Source organism: Asticcacaulis sp. P4_H10, assembly GCF_056400965.1.
Genome location: NZ_JBFUKH010000007.1, coordinates 303,741 through 322,037 on the forward strand (window position 1 = coordinate 303,741; position 18,297 = coordinate 322,037).

The window sequence follows — 18,297 nt, forward strand, 5'->3', positions numbered from 1 at the left end:
CGCATACTTAAAACAGGAAAACGCTCTAGCTGGCGCGAACCAGCTCAACACGGCGATTGGCCGCCGAACGCTTTGAAACACCACTTAAGGGGCGATTCGGGCCAAAACCCTCAGCCTTCAGGCGACCGGACGACACGCCACTGGATACCAGATAATCAACGACAGACTGCGCCCGGCGCTGCGACAGGTCCATATTCTTGGAATAGGCGCCGGTAGCATCGGTATGCCCCTCGATGACAAAGGTCATGGCCGACAGCTGCGGTGACTGCATCGCCGCCACGTACTTGGACAATTCGGTCTTGGCACCATCGGTCAGGTCGGCCGAACCAACTGTGAAATTGACCTGCATCGTCAGCTGACTGCTCGAAGCGGCCGCCGGTTGCGCAACCGCCTTCTTGCCGGCCTTCGCTACCTGAACCTTGCCGGCAGCAGGCCTCGCCGCCGCGGGCGCTTCAGTGCGCCTCTGCAGGCTGAACATCTTTTCCGGACCGGTGTCCTGCTGCTTCTTCTGCAGGCTAAACATTTTTTCGTCGCCGATCGCCTTCTGCTCGCCCTCGGGGGCTGGCGCGGCGCCGCAGGTATCAGACATCTTGCAGATGATATCGTCGGTCGTCGTTGCCGACTGCGCAAGCGCGGCCGTGTGCGCAAAGATCAATCCGGCGGCCACCAGGCCACTCGCCATGGTTAATCTCATCTTAACGCGCATGGTTATCTTCCTGTTTGTTACTTTTTAACAAAATATACTGCGCTACTAAGCGGCAAATTATCCCATTTACAAACCGGGCGCAACTGCATTACCCTTGCGCCACAATAATAAATGGCTACCTCATCCGGCCAGTGCCGCGTGAGGCGCCAGCGAACGCGTCCGCGTCAGGACTGACCGTTAGGGAGCCGCGTGTTGGATAAAGTAACCCTCCATACCGTCGCCAGCATCAGCCTGTCTGTCGACAGCTACGACGCAAAGCTTGTGCGCTTTGAAGCAACCGAAGCCCTGGGCGAGCTGTTCCAGTTTACAGTCGATGTCCTGTTCGAAGACAAACCCAACGCAAGTGTCGAGCTGTCCAAGTGTCTCGGCCAGGCGACAACGATTACACTGAAGCAAGGCAATAGCCCCTTTCGGCATTTCCATGGTGTGATTGTTTCCGTTGCCTTTGTCGGCCGGACCGTCGCGGGCGCCCGCGCACAACTGACCCTGCGCCCACGCCTCTATCTTTTTGCGCACAACAAGGACTACCGTCTTTTCGAAGAGATGACGGTTCCGGAGATCATCACGTCCGTCCTCGGCACGTGCGGCGTTGCCAACACCAAGAAATTGTCCGGCACCTACCGCAAGCGCGGCTATACGACCCAATTCGGCGAAAGCCATTTTGCCTTCATTTCCCGGCTGATGGAAGACGAAGGCATCTACTACTATTTTACCCACACCGATGGCGCCCATAACCTCGTCCTTAGTGACGGAAAGTCGTCTCACGACAGGGCTACCCCCCAGACGTTAGAGTACAATCCAGACGTCGACGACATTAATATCGGCAATGTCGACGGCACGAAGGCCAACTTCGTTAATACCTGGGAGCAGACCCTCTCGGCGCAGGGCCACAAGGACGTGACCCTGTGGGACAACCTGTTCACCATGCCCGGCAACCATCTTGAGCAAAAGTCGGCGCTGCTGACCCATCCCCTCGGCAACAAGCTCGCCCTGGTGGCCGAGGTATACGACTTTGAGGGCACTTACGACCTGCACCAGCCGGCCGGTGGCGACGAGGATGCGGCCGAAGGCGGCCGCCATATCCAGTTCGGCAAGGCACGCGCCAAGCTGCGCAGCGAAATCCTCGAAGCCCGCCGCCGCACACACTTCGCCGTTGCCCTTACGCCCGCGCTCGCCTGCGGCACGACCTTTACGATCGAGAAGCAGCCACCCGGCATGACCATGGTGGATGAATTCCTTATGACGCGCGTGCGTACCGTCGTCTACGGTGCCGGCTTCGAAAGCGGCAACGGGATGCCGACCGACAACATCACCGAGATGGAAGTCATCCCGAAGGACACGCAGTGGCGCAGCGAGCCCACGACGCCCAAGCCTATCGCCCATGGCCCCCAGACCGCGGTTGTGGTGGGTCCCAAGGACGAGACTATCTTTACCGACAAGTATGGCCGGGTCAAAGTGCAGTTCCCCTGGGATCGCACCGGCAAGAAGGACATGCACAGTTCGGCGTGGCTGCGTGTGTCTCAGACCGGCGGCATCGGCAACATCATCATGCCGCGCATCGGCCACGAGGTTCTGGTCGGCTTCCTGGAGGGCAATCCGGACCGTCCCATCGTCATCGGCCGGCTGTTCAGCGAAGACAATATGCCACTGTACAAGCTGCCCGATCACAAGACCCGGGCGGTCTGGCGGACGCAGACCTATCCGCACGTCACAAGCCTCAAGAATCCTTTCACCGAGAAGGATGACAAGGATGCCGTCGGCAACGAACTGAGGTTCGAGGACAAGGCCGGCGGTCAGGAAATCTATCTGCTGGCCAACAAGGACATGAATACGCGCATCTTCAATGATGAAACGCATCATGTCGGACACGACCAGAAAACGCTGATCCTGAACGACAGCGAACGCGAAGTGAAAAACAACTCGACCGTCAAGATCGGCAAGGACAGCACGATCGAGACCAAGGGCAACGAAAAGCGGACCGTCACGGGGACCAGTACGGTCGAAATCACGGGCAACCACGCGGTTACGATGAAGGCCGAGGCGTCCTATACGACCAACGGCAAGAATACCGTCAAGGTCGATGGCGACGACAAGCAGAGCTATGGCTCCAAATCCGAAATCGATGTCGGCACGTCGCTGACGATCAAGGCCGGAACCAAGATACTGCTGGCCGTGGGCAGCAATTCCATCGAGATTTCAAACAGCGGCATCAAGATCAACGGCGTCATGGTCAAGATCGAGGGCACGGCGACGGCCGAGATGTCCAGCGCCCTGACAACCGTCAAGGCGTCCGGTATCCTGACCGCGCAAGGCAGCCTGGTCAAAATAAATTAGGGAATGGCGATGTCCGAATGGGCTTTGATACAGTGGTCGCAGGCGCGCCAGATCACACAGACCATGGGCATCAAGGATGCGCAGGCGCCGGCGGCCGGGGTTACCCCAGGGCAGCACTTCGCCAGCCTGGTCCAGGATGACCGTCTCACCGAAGCCGTCCAGTTCCTGGCCCACGCCCTGCCGCGCTTTGAGGCCGTGCAGTGGGCGGCCAACGCCATGGGCAATTTACGGCCCGCTGCCGAGCGTGACCTCGACGAAGCGCGCGCCTTTGATACCGCCCATCAGTGGCTGCGCGATCCCGACGAACGCCTGCGCCGCACCGCCGAGACCCTGGCCGACACCATGGAGGAACCGGTCCCGGAAAAGCTCCTGCTGCAAGCCATCTTCCTGTCCGGGGGCTCGATCGCGCCCGAGGACCTGCCGCCCGTCCATCCGCGCCCCGACACGACGGCCAAGCTGGCCTCGACGGCGATCCTGCTGGCTGTCTTTGCGACGCCCGAACCAGAAAAGGCGCTGAGCCAGGTTTTACAGGATGGCGAAAAACTGGCGGCACGCGTATCCTGACAGCATGAGCCTTACCCTGACGATCCTGGGCCGCGACCGGCTGGACAACGGTCTTCCCGCCCAACTGCAACTCAATGAACGTGGCGCCATCATCGGCCGCTCACCAACCGTAAGCTGGTGCCTGCCCGACCCCAGCAACTTCGTATCGTCGCGCCACTGCGAAATCGGCTATCGCGACGGCGGCTACATGCTGACCGACACCAGCACCAATGGCACGACGGTCAATGGCACGCCCTTGAGCGGGCCGCACCGCCTGCGCACGGGCGACGTCGTAGCGATCGGCAGCTACCAGATCCGCGTTGAAGTCGCCGGTGAAGCCGCCCCCAACGCGGCCGCCTCCTCCGCCCAGGCCAGTGGCGGTTGGGCCGGATGGGACAATGTTGCGCCGTCTGCCACCGCATCCTCCGGCGATGACTGGAACCGGCCAGCGCCGCAGGCGGCCATTAGCGGCGGTGGGTCGATGTCGCAGAACTGGACTCCACCAACGGCGAAGAGCGAAGACGACGCCAAAAACGACCTTTGGGGCGCGCCACCGCCTGTTACCCCTGCGCCCTCTGCCGCGTCCGTGCAACCCGCTTCCGCCTGGGGTCCCTCTCCTGCTGCGTCAACGCCATCCGCCGCGCCGGTTTCCGATCCCTGGGGCAGCGCAGCCCCCGCTCATCCGGCGCAAGCCGCTTCGGGCTGGTCCAGCGAAGGCCATGGCACCGCCCCCGCCGGCGACGATATCTGGGGCAAGATCTCCGACGGTTATGTCGTCGACTGGGCGCGCGGCGGCTTTGGACAGCCGGCAACACCTGCACCCGCCGCCGATCCGCTGGGCCTGAACCGCACCCCGGAGCTGCCGCCGGCAGCGCCAGCGGATTCGCAGGGCTGGGCCAGTTCCACACCCGCCCCCGCGCCTGTCGCCCAGCCCGTGAGCTACGCCGTCTCCGCTAGCGCGTTTGGCAATTTCGTCGGCACACTCGGTCTCGATGCCTCGGCCTTGAAGGCAAGCGAAGCACAAACCCTGGAAACCTCGGCCATCCTGCTGCGCCGCCTGATCGCCGGCATGGTTGTCATGCTGGAAGCCCGCGCCCGGGCCAAGGCCCAGATGGGCGCGCAGACAACCGCCCTGTCGTTCGACGGCAACAATCCGATGAAGTTCGCACGCACGCCGGAACAGGCATTGCTGCAACTGCTGAACCCGCCGGAACGCGGCTTCATGGCCGCCGACAAGGCAATCGAAGATGCCTTCCTCGACCTGCAGTCGCATCAGATGGCGACGCTGCGGGCCATGCAGGGCGCGCTCAAGGCGACGCTCGACCGTTTTTCGCCAAACTCCATCCGTGAGCGTGCCGAACAGAAGGGCCTCATGGCCAAGATCTTCCAGGACTCGCGCGATGCCGCCCTGTGGAAGGCCTATGAGCGCGAATTCTCGGGCGTCGTCTCGGGTTCGGACGAAGCCTTCATGGACGTGTTCTCGAAGGAGTTCCGCCGCGCCTACGAAGACCTGACGGCGAAGAAAAGCTTTTAGTGTTTCCACCCGTGGTGGGAGGAAACACACAGCACTTTCAGGACAATTTAATTCGGCGCTTCGTCGACCGTGTTCATCCAGATCATTTCCGTGTGCCAGCCCTTGGCGGCGGCGATCTGGTTGAACGACTGCTCCCATTGCGGGGTACGTTGTGCGGCCGGGGGCAGGATGATCTCCTGCGCGATCGGGCCTGAGCCCCGGACGATCAGGATACCCGCCCAGCCGGTTTCGCTCTGGTCGAGACCCATCTCATAACGGCCGCCCCCCAGGTCCGAAATGCCGTAGCCCTGGCGGAAGCTGGCGTCCTGGAGCTGGCCCAGGCTCTGGATCAGCGCAATGCCGTCGCCGCTGTTCTGCAGGCCGAACATGGCGAAGTCCTGCGTGCCCGGATCGATGCGGAAGTTGACGATGGTCTTGGCCATCGCCTTGCCGTCGGTCGAATCCGCCGGCACTGACATTTCCCACTTGACCTGCGGCGAGCCAAGCGTCGTCGTTTCCGATTTTATGGAATTGTACTCGGTCAAGAGTGGACAGGCGTCCTGACGTGTCAGGGGCGCCACGCCATTGGTGTCGAGATTGGCCAGGGTCAGGCCTTTGGCTGCGATGGCGTTCGAGACCAATTTCTGCACGGCAGCCGTATCGCGCGCCACGCCCTTGATCGACAGGTTTATGCCCGAGGCATCGCCACTGACGGTATCGATGTCCAGCCAGGCGCATTGTGCCGCCGGCAGGGTCGCGTTGATGGTCTGGCGCGCCGTATCAAGCGCCTGGGCCGGCGTCAATTGCGCCGATGATGGCGCCTTATCGCCCTTGCCACCGCCAAAAATCAGCACCCCGGCGATGACGAGCACGACAAGACCTGCCGCACCGCCGCCGATCATCAATACCTTTGGGTCAAGGCCGGGCTTGGCGCCAGCCGTTCCAGACGCTGACTTCTGCGGCGGCGGCGGAGGCGGTGTTGCGCCACCCTGCGGCGCTTTTGGTGCAGCCCCCATGCCATCGACCATGGCAATGACGTCGTCCATCGAACGCAGGCGTTCGACCGGATTGGGCTTCAGCATGGCTTCAAGCAGCGGCCTGACCTCGGCTGGCAAAGCGCTCAGGTCCGGTCCCTGGCGCCGCTTGTCGACCGCGTCGACCAAGGTCGCGCCCATATCGACGCCTCGCCCTTGCGCCACCGACAGGATGACGAGGCCTAGACTGTAGAGGTCGGTCCACGGGCCGACTTCGCGGTTGAAGTCACCAAGCTGTTCCGGGGCGACATAGTTGAGCTTGCCAGCGAAGCCATCGCCGATGATGGTTTTCGACGAAGGATCAAGGTCCTTGGCGATACCGAAGTCGATAATCCGTGCCTTGGCCAGTTCACCGTCTTCGAGCAGGATATTATCTGGCGAGATGTCACGGTGAATAGCGCCCAGGCTATGGGCGACGCGCAGGCCGTCGGCCAGGCGGCGCGTCAGGGCCAGAAGCTGAGCCGGAGTAGGCCGCAAAGACGACAGGGCGTCCTGCAGGTTCGTGCTGTCGACGTATTCGGTGACGATGTACAGCACGCCCAGCTGCGGTTCCTGGGCGATGACGCGGTACTGGACCAGGGCCGGGTGCGACAGACGGGTCAGCGTCCGCGCTTCCTTGCGGAACATCGCCTGGACGTTCGGATCGGCTGCCAGCGACGGCAGCATGACCTTGATAGCCACGCGCTCATCCGAATTGACATTGACGCCTTCGAAGACCTCGCCCATGCCGCCGCGCGCGATAAAGCGCCGAACCTCAAAGATATGGTTGAGCACATCGCCGACTTGAATCTGGCCGGCGTCAGTGCGCGCCGCCATCGGCGGAAAGCTGGTCATGCGCGGGTCCGCTGCCGGAGGCGGAGGAGGCGGTGCTGCCGCAGGTGGGGTCTCGGGCAGGTCTTGGGGCGCGGGCTCGAACTGCGTCTTGGCGCGCGACTTGCGCGGCTTCTTCGCGTCTTCGGCGGTCGCCGTCTGAATCGGCAGAGGCGCGAAGACTGTCTTCTGTTCCTCAGGCTGCGCGGGTGTTTCGGGAACCATGTCGAAAGGCGACTGCGGCTTGCTGTCAGGTTTGTCCTGTTCGCTCATTGCGGGCTTCCCCAGTTTTGCGGCGCCAACTGGAGACGGGTGGCCTCAGATGCACGGATGACTATGACCGTAACATTATCCTTTGCCGCCTGGCTGAGACAAGCATCAACCAGGGCGCCCGCCGTATTTTCGAACGGTGTATGCGTCAGGATATGGGCGATGTCGGCGTCGCTGATCTCGCCGTACAACCCATCGCTGCACAGCAGGAAGACGTCGCCCGCGCTGACGCTGTCTGCCACCGCATCCAGTTCGAGCGCCTCGCCGACACCGACAGCGCGCGACAGCATGTGTCCCATGGGGTGGCCGACGCTCTGTTCGACCGTCAGGTAGCCGCGATCAATAAGCTCCTGGACGCGCGTGTGGTCGCGGCTCAGCTGATGCAGGACGCCGTTGCGCAGCACGTAGGCGCGGCTGTCGCCGGCCCAGACGACGGCAAACCGGTTGTCGCGCACCACGCAGGCCACCACGGTCGTGCCCATATTGATGCTCTTTTCGCGCGCCTCTGAGAAGATGACACCGTTGGCGCGGTGGATGGCCTTGGCGGCCTGGTCGACTTGCCTGTCGAAATCCACGCCGTCAGTAACAGTGCCCAGCGCCTCGACGACGACGGCCGAGGCCCATTCGCCCCGCTCGTGCCCGCCCATGCCGTCGGCGACGGCCCATACGCCCACCTGGTCGCTGCCGAACAGGGCGTCCTCATTGTGCTCGCGCACCTTGCCGGGGTGGGTTTTGGCCGTCCATTCCAGCCTGAGCCGTTCGCTCATCATGACACCTGCCTCGCCGCTTCGATCATTCGCGTCATCACATCCGCCGGCCATTCACCGTCGGCGCGGACGATGACTGTCCGTTCACTGTCTTCCAGCCACCAGCCTGACGCCGGTGGCGACCCTTCCGGCTCCGGCGCCGCCGACAACCGCGCATAGAGGGCATCAGCATCGAGTCCCTCGGCAAAGGCCTGGTAGAGCTGTGCCTCGCAGGCATCGATGTGCAAGTCGACGTCCGCGCCCGCCGCAACGCCCGCCAGTATCGGAAACTGACGGCCGACGCGATCGACCGACGGCGCCAGCACACCGCACACGGCCTTGCCAGCGATGGTCGTCACGAACCGCCAGGCCGGTGCCGCCGGATAGAGGTCGTCGAACCCGTCCACCATTGCCGCCGCACTGAGCGAGGCCGACAGAAAGTCGTCCAGCCGCTCGACATCGGCGTCGCTCAAACCCCGCGCGATGAAGTCGCCGTGCGCCGGCAGCTTGCCGAACAGGATCGCCATCACAACTCCTACAGCGCCGGCGGGCAGCGGAAGGTCCACACCCCGCCACGGCTGAACGGATTGAAGGTCGAGTTGAGCGTCACCTTCAGGGCCGCCGTCCGGCTGCCTTGCCCGAAGGTGGCGGTGAAGGCATTGCTGCCGGAGTTTTGCCTGGCCGAAGCGTCCATCACCCGGAACAGCGCCCACGGCCCTTCGCCGGTGAAGGTCTGGACCTGCTGCCCGCCCTTCAGCAGCGTTACGCGCGCCTCCGGCAGGCCCTGGACCGACCACATGACGGGTTTCGCCTCGGTGGCGCCGGCCTTGAAGCTATACATCGTGCCGCCGGACGAGAACTCGACCGTATCGACGTCGGGTCCCAGATTGGCCAGTTGGACCTTGAACGAGATGCCGCCGCTCAGCATGTCGCGGATCTGCGCGGCACGCGCCATTTCGGCAGCGCTCGACGGGTTGAAAGCGGCCGCGATCGGATTGGCCTCCTGCCAGCGCCAGACAGGCCCGGCGGTATCGAGCAGGCTCAACAGGCGCGTTGTGGCGAAACCATCGACTGTGCCGCCCGGTCCGAAGACACGGATGGCGTCGAGCGTCGAAACATCGATCTTGGAATTACCGAAGAACGGATACTTGTCGGTCGAAGCGATCTGGCACTGCGGCAGGACGGCGGACGTCCAGGCCTGGGTGACCACGCCTTCGGCCGCCGACACCTGGGCCGCCGCGCCGCCCTTGACGGCAGCGCCCATGAAGCCCTGGAGGCTTGGTGGCGCCACAGCCGCAGCGCCTGCCATGGCGGCATTGGCCGTGGCCGTCTGAGCCTGGAGCCCGTCGGAACCTGCAGCGCCACCCAGCGATTTGGAGGCCATGACCGCCTGGCCGGCTGATTTGACGGCATTCATGAAGTCGTCGACCGGCGTACCCGAATAGGCGCGGACCGGCGCGAAATGCGTCTGGATCAGCCGTCCCGCATCGACATTGCCGGCATCGGATGCCAGCAGCGCGCCGGCAGCGCCCATTTTCGACTTGAGCGCATCGGCCGCGCCCTGCTTGGCTGCACTGGTGCCACCGGTGAAGTCGCTGTTCTTGGCGACCTCCAGCAACAGTTGCTTAAGCGGCGACGGCGTACGCGTGAACGCACCGAAAGCCGCCGGATTGTTGAACAGGTCGGCCGGCTTGGGCGTATTCAGCACCTTTTCCCAGGCGTCGATATAGTCCTTGGCGTAGTGCGCCGCGACGCCCGGCCGGATCTGGCTGAGCTGCGACTTGACGCTGGAGGTCGAGGCATCAGAGCCAAGAACCCACATGTCCTTTTCAAGGTCGCTCTGCAGGGTCAGTAGGGCCGGCTGATAGACCTTCTCAAAACCCGCCCGCGTGAAGACGTGCGGTACGGTCATGGCCAGCACTTCGTCACCATTGGTGAAGGCGGGGGCATCGCCAGTCGACAGGATGGCCGAGGCTGTCCAGTCCGGGCCGTCGGCGGCCATCGCCTTCTGGCGGAAGATGGCATAGGCGCGGTCGGCCAGGGACAGGGCCTGGACCGAGGCGCGCGCCCGGGCGATCAGGTCGGAATCGAGCGGCGCAGTCCGGCCAGGCCAGGCGGCCTGCAGGTCCTTGTCAGACAACAGGGCCTGAAGGTGACCCGACAGGCGCTTGCGCAGATCCTCTCGGTCGGCGCCGGGATAGACTTCGTTGGCCCAGTCGCCCTCGACCCACGACCGGATCGGCTTGGCGTCGATGGCGCCCGGCTTCTGGCCGCCCAGCATCAGATAGGCCTTGAGCGGCTCATAGATGGCCAGCGGGTCGTTGATATTCGTGGCAATATAGGTTTCCAGACGCAGCAAAACGCGCGGCAGCAGGATGCGGCGCAGGCCCTCGCGATATTCCAGTTCAGCGCGCTGGCTGTGGCCGCCCTGATAGAGGCCGAACCCCATGAACAGAGGCCCGCCGCCTTTTTGCCGGGCCTCGTAACCGCGCGGCAGGGCGCGCAGGCTATCGAGCACGGCGGCTGCCTGTTCGAGATCGGCATCATTCGGGCCGACCTCGACGAGGTCGATACCGAGATCGCGTTCCATCTGCGCAACGGCCGTGCCTTGCGTGTTGAGATCGTTCTGCAAGCCACGGTTCTGCAGGAAGCTGACGGTCCACAGGATAAGCAGGATCAGCGACAGCGCCCCGATGCCGGCGAAAGCCATCAACAGGCGAGCGCGGATACGCGTCCGCGCGGCCGGTTCCATCTGGACAAGGCCGGCTTCCGGAAAGAGAACCTCGCCCAGCAGACGGTTGAGGAAGTAGGCGCGTCCTTGACTTGCCGTTTGCGGCTGGTCGCTGGCGCCGCCGACACCGGCCAGCAGCCGGTCGATGGGGGCACCGTGCTGGACGCCGCTGGTCAGATAGAAGCCACGCAGGGTGCCGACCGGCTCGTCACCGGCAACGAAGGCGCCTTCGAGGAAGCGGACGACGCGGGCGCGGATCGCCGAGACCTGAGCCGGGAACCCGAGGATCAGGCTGCGGCGGCGGATATCGGGCTCGTCGGCCAGGCGCTTGGCCTGACGGTCGGCGATCGACTGCGCCACCGTATCAAAGGCCTGCGCCATGTCGGTGACGGTTGGATTGCCGGAGCCAAAATTAAACGTCTGGCCGAAGACAGCGCGACGGCCTTCGACGTCGAGATCGTCGAAATATTCCCCGAAACCGGCCAGCAGGTCGGCCTTGGTCAACAGCACATAGACCGGCACCGACAATTCGAGCGTGCGCCGGATTTCCGACAGGCGGCGACGGACGGTCGAGGCGTGATGATCGATCTGGGCCTGGTCGGCCTGGGCGATCTCATCGAGCGGCAGGGCGACCAGAATGCCGTTGACCGGCTGAAGCGGGCGGTTCTTCTTTAAAAGCTCCAAGAAGGCCGTCCAGGCATTGGCGTCCTTTTGGCCGTGCGAATCCTGGCTGGTATAGCGGCCGGCCGTGTCGATCAGCACCGCTTCGTCGGCGAACCAGAAGTCGAGATTACGCGTGCCGCCGACGCCCGCCAGGGCCTGTTCAGCAAATGGGAAGCGCAGACCGGAATTGAGCAGGGCCGTCGTCTTGCCGGCGCCCGGCGGGCCGATAATGACGTACCACGGCCTTGAATAGAGATAGTCCTGCTTGTTGTTACTAGCGGTCTTGAAGCTGGCCAGGGCTTCGGTCATGCGCTTGGCCAGTTCGGCGCCTTCCTGGCTGCCGCTGTTCTGGGCCGCCAGTTCTTTCGCAATAGCTTCTGCCGCCGCGCGCCCCTTGCGAATACGCAGGAAGGCAAAGACACCCCAGACGGCGGCAACGCCGACGAAAAACAGCAGACGCACCCACCACGGGCGCATAAAGCCGACGAAAATCGGCAGGGCGATGCACAGCAACAGTGCGACGAGAACCGCCAGGGTAATGGTCACCGTCCACCAGTTGAGGAGCGCGCGTTTGATCTTATCCATTGGTTCGCCCCTGATTTAGTCGTTGCGTTGCAGGACGATTTCAACCCGGCGGTTGAGCGCCTTGCCGTCCGCCGTGGCGTTGGACGCCACCGGCCGCGTGTCGCCGAAGCCCTGCGCCGTCACACGCGATCCGTCCGACAGCTTGCCGGCGATGATCCCTTCGACCGTCGCGGCGCGCGCCGAAGACAGCGCCATATTGTCCGGGAAGCTAAGCGACGAAATGCGGTCGGAATCTGAATGGCCCTCGACCGTCACCGGGCCTTTTTCGCTTTCGATCGCCTCGCCGATCCGGACAAAGAGCTGCTTCTGCTGGCCGCTGGCCAGCTGGTCAGAGCCCGACTGGAAGAGTTGTCCGACCGTAGTGCGCACGCGCACCGTATTGGCGTCTTGGTCGACCGTGACCAGGCCTTGGGCGATTTCGGGCGCCAGGAACTGCTCCAGGCGCTGCTTCTGGCCGCCGGCGGCGGCCGGCGGGGGGGCCACGACCTCACGCGACAGGCGCAGCGGCTCTTCGGGCATGGTCGATTTCAACGCCTGCCACGACGGCTGTCCGGTCTGCAGCAGGACCAGGCGCAGGATGATGAAGATGAGCATCAGCACGCCGGCAGCGATTGCGGCGGCGAGTGCGATATGGCTCCAGAAGCCGACTTTCACGGGCGGCGCGTCCTCGCCCTTCCAGTGTGGCACCAGTTCGCGCTGCGACTGCGAGCGTGGGTGCTCGAGTGCGGCATAGAGGCGGTTCATCACCTCCTGAAGCCCGCGCCGACCGTCCGGCATGATCCGGAACCGGCCCTCGAACCCCGCCGCCAGGCAGGCGTGAAACAGCTCGATCAGGTCGGTGTTTTCCTGCGGGCGGTTCAGCATGTCGTCGACGAGCTGCCAGAAGCGGTCACCGCCGATGTTTTCCTGGAAGAAGGTCACGACCATGGAACGGCGCGCCCATTCGGCCGTGTCATTGCCCTGGCCAGGCAGGTTCTGCGCAATGTCATCGACCGTGCTGCACAGGGCATAGCGGGCGCGTTGATAGGTTTCGTTCGGAACCGTGCCGGCGATGTTGCGGTCGAAGCGCGCGATGGCAGCACTTACAGCCTTGTGGAACTGCGGCAGCGGTGTACGGGCGCGGCCGGATCGCAGCGACGCGGTCAGGGCCAGCACCGGCCCGGCCTCGGCCATCAACCGATTGCGAACGGCCGGCGGAACCGGCGGCTGGGTGATGTCGTCGGCGTCCAGGACCGCCACGGACTGGGGTTGCGGCGCCTGGGCGAACGGCGAGGCCATACCTTGCGGCGCGGCCGCTGGCGGGGTCGCGGGCTTGTTCTGGTTCAGTCCCTGCAAGGGACTGGGGCGGAAAACCGTCCGGTTGCCGCCGTTTCCATCCTTGTCGTTCACGTTCCGCTCCCCGTCAGATCGTCCAAAGGTCCGGCCTGACTTGTCTTGTCGCGATGTTTTGCCAAAAAACGCTGCACACTTTTTGGCGTATCGCTGTAGCACTACAATCTAAATTATGTTCTGCCGCGCGAACGGTATCTAATCACTTATCCGCGCGTTTGACGCACCACAGTTCCAGCTTCAACGCAGGCCAGTCGCCGGCCACATGCAGACCCAGGCCGGGCGCGGACGCAAAGTCGCGCCAGTCCGGCACGCCACGATCGAGCTCGAAATAGACATAGCCCGGCAGGACACGCAGTTGCGGCGGCGGTGTTGGGGCATGACGCAATGGCACACCCGGCAAGGCCGATTCGACGATGGCGCGCATCTTGGTCACCGGGCCGATCTTGGCGATGGCCGGGAAACGGGCGCGGATTTCGTCGAGCGGTGTGGCGGCATTGACCGCCAGGTAGAAATAACCGGTCTTGTAGAGATTGTGGTCGGTGATCGGCGAGACGAAGGCGCCGGGTCCCGCCGCGTCGAGCGGCAGTTGTACGGCCGAGCGGTCGAAGACGGCGGCCATCATCGAACGCAGCATGTCGAACACCGGCTCGAAGGTCTGCTGCAGATTCTCGTGATCATAGGCCGGGAAGCGGCTGACGCGGCGTTCGGGGCGCGTCAGGGTTGCCAGTTCGCCCGCCATGCTGGCCAGGGCCTCGTACAGGCGCTCCGGATGGATGCGCGGCACCTGCTCTATGTGGTGCAGGATCGGGCACCAGCGGTTCAGCGCCTGCAGCAACAGGAAGGATGCGAAGGTTTCAGCGCCGCCGTCGGTGGCTTCCGCCGCGCGCAGCGCCAGTTCATCGGCACGCTGTTCGGCGCGGCCGAGAATATCCGACACGCCGCCCTTGAGCCGTTGTGAAGCGGCGATATCGTGGCACGGCGGGATATAGCGGTCGTCAAACATCAGCCGCTTGTTCTGCAATTCACGCACGCGCATCAGGCCGACGGTCAGGCGGCCATAGGTCTGGTCGCGGGTGACGCCGAAGGTCAGGTTCGGCACGCCGAACTCGATGCCCTCCTCGACACGGTCATCAGAGAACGAGTCGATGACCGGGTGCTCCTCGACCAGGAAGCGCGCCTCATGGCTGCGGCGATCGGCGTCGCGGAATTCCACAGCACCCTCCTGACGGGCGGGCAGGGTCAGGTAGACGATGGCGTCGCGCGTATCGCCCGGCATGTCGAGCGGCGGCGGCGGTGGCATGTCCTCGGGGATCGAAAAGGTCGTGCCGTCGGGCATGACGCCAGCGCAACGCACGACGCCGAACTTGCCGAGCGTCGCCAGCTCTTCATCGACTACCAGCTCGAAGAGGCCCCACAGGTACGGCCCAGCCCCCGAAACGCGGGTGTTGATCTGGGCATCGACATACCGGTCCTGCTGCTGGAAATGCTGCGGCCGAAGGAACATTCCCTCGCGCCAGGCCACGCGCCTCTTGCCTGCCATTGCTTGGTCCCTGAAAGCGTACTTTGAATGCCGGCTGCCGGTCGCCAATCGTTAACGATCTTCGGCCTTACGCGCGCCGAATCGCCACGGTTCTGGACGCGGCAATACCCCATTGTTTGCGGGACTAAAGCACAGCTTCCCGCCGCATGAAAGCCATGTTACACGAAAAGCCTGCGAATAATCCGCGTTACGGGGCAGCGGGAAACATGAGCGACAACGAAGACGGCTTTTCCTTCGATCCAAAGACTTGGAACAAGGCCGAGAACAAGGCCGCGGCCCGCGCCGAAACCGCTCCGGCCGAACCCGTCAGTCCCGTTCCGGCGCCCGAATCACCCACCAAAATACCCGATGAAAATACCGTGCCGTCACGGCGCAATCTGATGGCCCTCGGCGCCGGCGGCGCGCTGCTGCTGACGGGCGGGATTACCGCATTTCTTTCGCGCAGCAAAACACCTCCCGTACAGGCCGCAACCGCCGCCCCGCCCCTGCCCGCCGGTACCATGACACGCAGCCTGACCCTCGCCCAGGCGGGTGACCTGCAGAGCGCGCTCGTCTCGGCGGGTGTGCCGGCAGAGGAGGCAGGCCGCGCGGCAACCGCGGCCCTCGGTACGCTCGGTTCGACCAACGGATCTTTGCGCCTTGTCATGCACCTGACCGGTGGCGCCGCAACGCAGCTCGAACGCGCCGAGGTGACGCGGCCCGACAGCTCAGGCGTCAGCCTAGTCCGTTCAGGTTCGGGCTTTACCGCCACGGCCATCGCGGCTTCGGTGACAACCGAAGTCGTCGTCAAGCGCGGCGAAATCGACCGCGACAGCTTCTATACGTCAGCAGTGACCGCCGGCATCACCGACAGTTTGATCCCGGAATTCGCCAAGGCGTTTGCCTACGATTTCGACTTCCAGCGCGAAATCAATCCCGGTGACATTTTCGAAGCCGCGTTCGAACAAGGCCGCAATGCCTCGGGTGAACCGGTCGGCATTCCACGTCTCGTCTATGCCTCGCTGAGCACCAACGCCAAGTCGCGCGCCCTCTATGCCTTTACACCCGAAGGCCTTGAGCCCGGCTGGTTCGACGGTAACGGCATCAGCATCATCCGCAGCTTCCTGCGCACGCCGGTCGATGGCGCGCGCATCACTTCGCGCTTCGGCATCCGTGTCCATCCGGTGCTGGGTTTCGTCAAGGCGCACAAGGGCACCGACTTCGGTGCGCCGACCGGTACCCCCATCTATGCCGCCGGCGACGGCGCAGTGACCTGGGCGGCCATGAAAGGGCCTAACGGCAACCTGGTCATCCTGCAGCATGACAATGGCTGGCAGACCTACTACCTGCACATGGACCGCTTCGGCGACGGCATCACGCCGGGGGTGCGCGTCCGCCAGGGCCAGACCATTGGCTATGTCGGCACGACCGGCCGCTCAACGGGGCCGCACCTGCACTATGAGATGCACGTCAATGGCGAGGCCGTCGACGCCATGACCATGCCGATGGACGAAGGCCATTCGCTGAAGGCTGCCGAACTCACTGCCTTCCAGGCCGAGCGCGACCGGATCGATTCTATACGGTCGCAGGCTTAGGCACGGCAGTTTTCCAAAGTGCAAGCGGCAGACAGAAGGCCAGCAGCACGAAGGTGACCGCCAGCGAGGCATTCAAGCCTTCGGTCGATCCGCCCCATAGTGCCGGTCCCGTCAGGTCGAGGTCGATGATCGCCGTCGGATCGACGCCCGGATTGGGAAACAGGCCCAGGCCCAGCGATTCCGTCCAGTTCCACGCACAGTGCGCGGCCATCGGCGCCATCATCCCGCCCGTACGCCACGCCAGCAGTCCAAACAACAGGCCGGCCAGCGCGATGTTCAGAAGGCTTACCGGCGTTTGCGCCACCCCGGCGGCAAAATGCAGGGCGGCGAAGGCCAGCGACGTCGCGGCAATCGCAGCTACCGGCCCAAAGGCGCGGGTCAGGACGGGCTGAATCCAGCCACGAAAATAGATTTCCTCGACAACGCACTGCATAAGGACCAGCGGCGTCATCAGCAGCAGAAAGCCGATATCCGGCGTATTTGGCGTATGAATCAACGTGCCCGCGACGGCGGCATAGGCGACGCAGACAAGCACGCCGCCAAACCCAAAGGCCGCCCCTGCCCCGGCCATGCGCCCCACTGAAGCTCCGAACGCCGCCACCGAGGTTTGCGCGACAGCGCTCCATATCGCCGCAATAGCGGCCATCAATCCGAACAGGCCGATCGTCACGCTCGCCGTCTGGACGACGGGTCCCAGGCTCTCGGTAGCCGCGAACAGGAGCGGCGGCAGGACGGTGATCAGGACAAGCGCGAGGCCCAGCGCCACCGCGGCGACCAGGCCCGCCGCCACCTTCGTCTCACCGCGAACCCATGCCATGGCGCTCATCATCGTCCCTCAGTGTACGGGTGTATCGGCGTCGTAGAGGCGGTCGCCGCGCAAAGTATAGTTATGCAGTATGTCCGGCCGCACGCCTTCGACCGCGAACAGGCTCAACTGGTCGAACCACGGCCGGCGCTCATCGGGCGTGCAGGCGCGGATGTAGGTATTGAAAACGCGCGGATCGTAGAAGCGGAACAGCGCTACCGTACCGTCGGGCAGCATGGCCTGGAGAAATTTGCGGAAGTGCCTGCGCATCTGTTCCAGGTTGGCAGGTGACCGGCACATGATGCCCCAGTTGCGGCCACGCCCTTCGGCCTTCCAGGTCTCCAGCAGCGGTTCGCCAGGCCTCAAACGCACCAGCCACGGCGAGGCTGCGGCCAGGACTGGCGGTACATTGCCGGAAAACAGGCAGACCTTGCCGCGCGCGCGCATGACCAGGCTGTGGAGACCGGGGTCCTGAGCGGTGTCGATCACCGCAAACCAGTCGCTCTCGACCTCACTCATGATTCCGGCGGCTGCTTGCAGGTTTCGGTAAAAGGCGCACCTGTTCTGGCTGATTCCTTCAGCGTTTCGGCCTGGGCTTCAGGCTGCGAGAAGGCGTTGCTGGTCGTCAGCGCTTCGGTCTGCGATGCGGTGCCGATGGTCGTCGCCGTATCGACCGCGTTGTCTACCGCAGCCTTGACGGCATCGCCGGCTTTACCTGGCGCTCCGACGCGCGGTGCTATGGCTCCGCCACCGCCGCCCCCTCCGCCGCCACCGCCGGCGTCACCGATCAGTACGGTCGGAAATCCCAGGATGATCGAACCTCCATGGGCGGTCATATCGCCCATCCGCGCCGCCGGCATGCCCATAACCAGAACCGTCATAGAGCCCTTGACGATAACATCGGGTGGCCCGACGCAGACCAGCATGTCGGAGACACGCGCCTGCGGCAGGCAGCCAGTCAGAACGGTCGGCGCACAGGGTCCTGAGATCGGCCCCCCCACATGCGGAATGATCCCGGTCACCATGGGACAGACGTGCATGTCGGTAATCCGGGCGGCTGGGGGCATGTGTCTCTCCCGTTTGCAGATCTTTTTGTTGCGCTGTATACGCG

14 protein-coding genes are annotated in these 18,297 nt (G+C 64.0%); 4 read left to right on the plus strand and 10 right to left on the minus strand.

Annotated elements, in window-relative coordinates:
• Positions 1-25: 25 nt before the first annotated feature.
• On the minus strand, positions 26-682 hold the full coding sequence (locus tag AC1DON_RS14535) for an OmpA family protein (protein WP_476935531.1): 657 nt from the start codon (positions 680-682) through the stop codon (positions 26-28).
• Between the two features lie 216 nt (positions 683-898).
• On the opposite strand from AC1DON_RS14535, the gene AC1DON_RS14540 reads away from it, so the two are divergent.
• Genes AC1DON_RS14540 through tagH form a run of 3 tightly spaced genes read left to right on the plus strand, consistent with a single transcriptional unit; the run spans position 899 to position 5,117 of the window.
• Positions 899-3,040 carry a type VI secretion system Vgr family protein gene (locus tag AC1DON_RS14540; RefSeq protein WP_476935532.1) on the plus strand — a complete coding sequence of 714 codons (2,142 nt, stop codon included), beginning with the start codon at positions 899-901 and terminating at the stop codon, positions 3,038-3,040.
• 9 nt (positions 3,041-3,049) lie between these two features.
• Positions 3,050-3,604 (plus strand): DUF6931 family protein, encoded by a 555-nt coding sequence (locus AC1DON_RS14545; RefSeq protein ID WP_476935533.1) that lies wholly within the window; start codon positions 3,050-3,052, stop codon positions 3,602-3,604.
• Between the two features lie 4 nt (positions 3,605-3,608).
• Positions 3,609-5,117 (plus strand): type VI secretion system-associated FHA domain protein TagH, encoded by a 1,509-nt coding sequence (tagH, locus tag AC1DON_RS14550; RefSeq protein WP_476935534.1) that lies wholly within the window; start codon positions 3,609-3,611, stop codon positions 5,115-5,117.
• A gap of 47 nt (positions 5,118-5,164) precedes the next feature.
• On the opposite strand, the gene AC1DON_RS14555 is transcribed toward tagH, so the two are convergent.
• The 6 genes from AC1DON_RS14555 to tssK all read right to left on the minus strand — a co-directional run bounded on the left by AC1DON_RS14555 (position 5,165) and on the right by tssK (position 14,807).
• Positions 5,165-7,213 carry a serine/threonine-protein kinase gene (locus AC1DON_RS14555; protein ID WP_476935535.1) on the minus strand — a complete coding sequence of 683 codons (2,049 nt, stop codon included), beginning with the start codon at positions 7,211-7,213 and terminating at the stop codon, positions 5,165-5,167.
• Positions 7,210-7,980: a PP2C family protein-serine/threonine phosphatase gene (locus AC1DON_RS14560; protein WP_476935536.1), complete on the minus strand. Its 771-nt coding sequence runs from the start codon at positions 7,978-7,980 to the stop codon at positions 7,210-7,212. Before AC1DON_RS14560 ends, AC1DON_RS14555 begins: the two co-directional genes overlap by 4 nt.
• Entirely contained in the window at positions 7,977-8,483 is a 507-nt protein-coding gene (gene tagF, locus AC1DON_RS14565; protein WP_476935537.1) for a type VI secretion system-associated protein TagF, read from the minus strand. The genes AC1DON_RS14560 and tagF overlap by 4 nt, the downstream gene beginning before the upstream one ends.
• An 8-nt stretch (positions 8,484-8,491) precedes the next feature.
• The gene (tssM, locus tag AC1DON_RS14570; protein ID WP_476935538.1) at positions 8,492-11,935 is read right to left on the minus strand and encodes a type VI secretion system membrane subunit TssM; all 3,444 of its coding nucleotides are present in this window, start codon (positions 11,933-11,935) and stop codon (positions 8,492-8,494) included.
• Between the two features lie 15 nt (positions 11,936-11,950).
• Positions 11,951-13,324, minus strand: a complete 1,374-nt coding sequence (gene icmH, locus AC1DON_RS14575; protein ID WP_476935539.1) for a type IVB secretion system protein IcmH/DotU — start codon at positions 13,322-13,324, stop codon at positions 11,951-11,953.
• A 142-nt stretch (positions 13,325-13,466) separates the two neighbouring features.
• Positions 13,467-14,807 carry a type VI secretion system baseplate subunit TssK gene (tssK, locus tag AC1DON_RS14580; protein ID WP_476935540.1) on the minus strand — a complete coding sequence of 447 codons (1,341 nt, stop codon included), beginning with the start codon at positions 14,805-14,807 and terminating at the stop codon, positions 13,467-13,469.
• A gap of 206 nt (positions 14,808-15,013) precedes the next feature.
• Between tssK and AC1DON_RS14585 the strand changes: the two genes are divergently transcribed.
• Positions 15,014-16,381, plus strand: a complete 1,368-nt coding sequence (locus AC1DON_RS14585; RefSeq protein WP_476935541.1) for a peptidoglycan DD-metalloendopeptidase family protein — start codon at positions 15,014-15,016, stop codon at positions 16,379-16,381.
• On the opposite strand, the gene AC1DON_RS14590 is transcribed toward AC1DON_RS14585, so the two are convergent.
• The 3 genes from AC1DON_RS14590 to AC1DON_RS14600 are packed head-to-tail and all read right to left on the minus strand — an operon-like array spanning position 16,362 to position 18,253.
• A complete protein-coding gene (locus tag AC1DON_RS14590; RefSeq protein ID WP_476935542.1) occupies positions 16,362-17,198 on the minus strand; it encodes a lysostaphin resistance A-like protein in 837 nt (278 codons plus the stop codon). The two genes, AC1DON_RS14585 and AC1DON_RS14590, sit on opposite strands and share 20 nt — an antisense overlap.
• Before the next feature lie 18 nt (positions 17,199-17,216).
• Positions 17,217-17,705, minus strand: coding sequence for a DUF4123 domain-containing protein (locus tag AC1DON_RS14595; RefSeq protein ID WP_476935543.1), 489 nt, complete (start codon positions 17,703-17,705; stop codon positions 17,217-17,219).
• Positions 17,702-18,253: a PAAR domain-containing protein gene (locus AC1DON_RS14600; RefSeq protein WP_476935544.1), complete on the minus strand. Its 552-nt coding sequence runs from the start codon at positions 18,251-18,253 to the stop codon at positions 17,702-17,704. The genes AC1DON_RS14595 and AC1DON_RS14600 overlap by 4 nt, the downstream gene beginning before the upstream one ends.
• Positions 18,254-18,297: the final 44 nt, after the last annotated feature.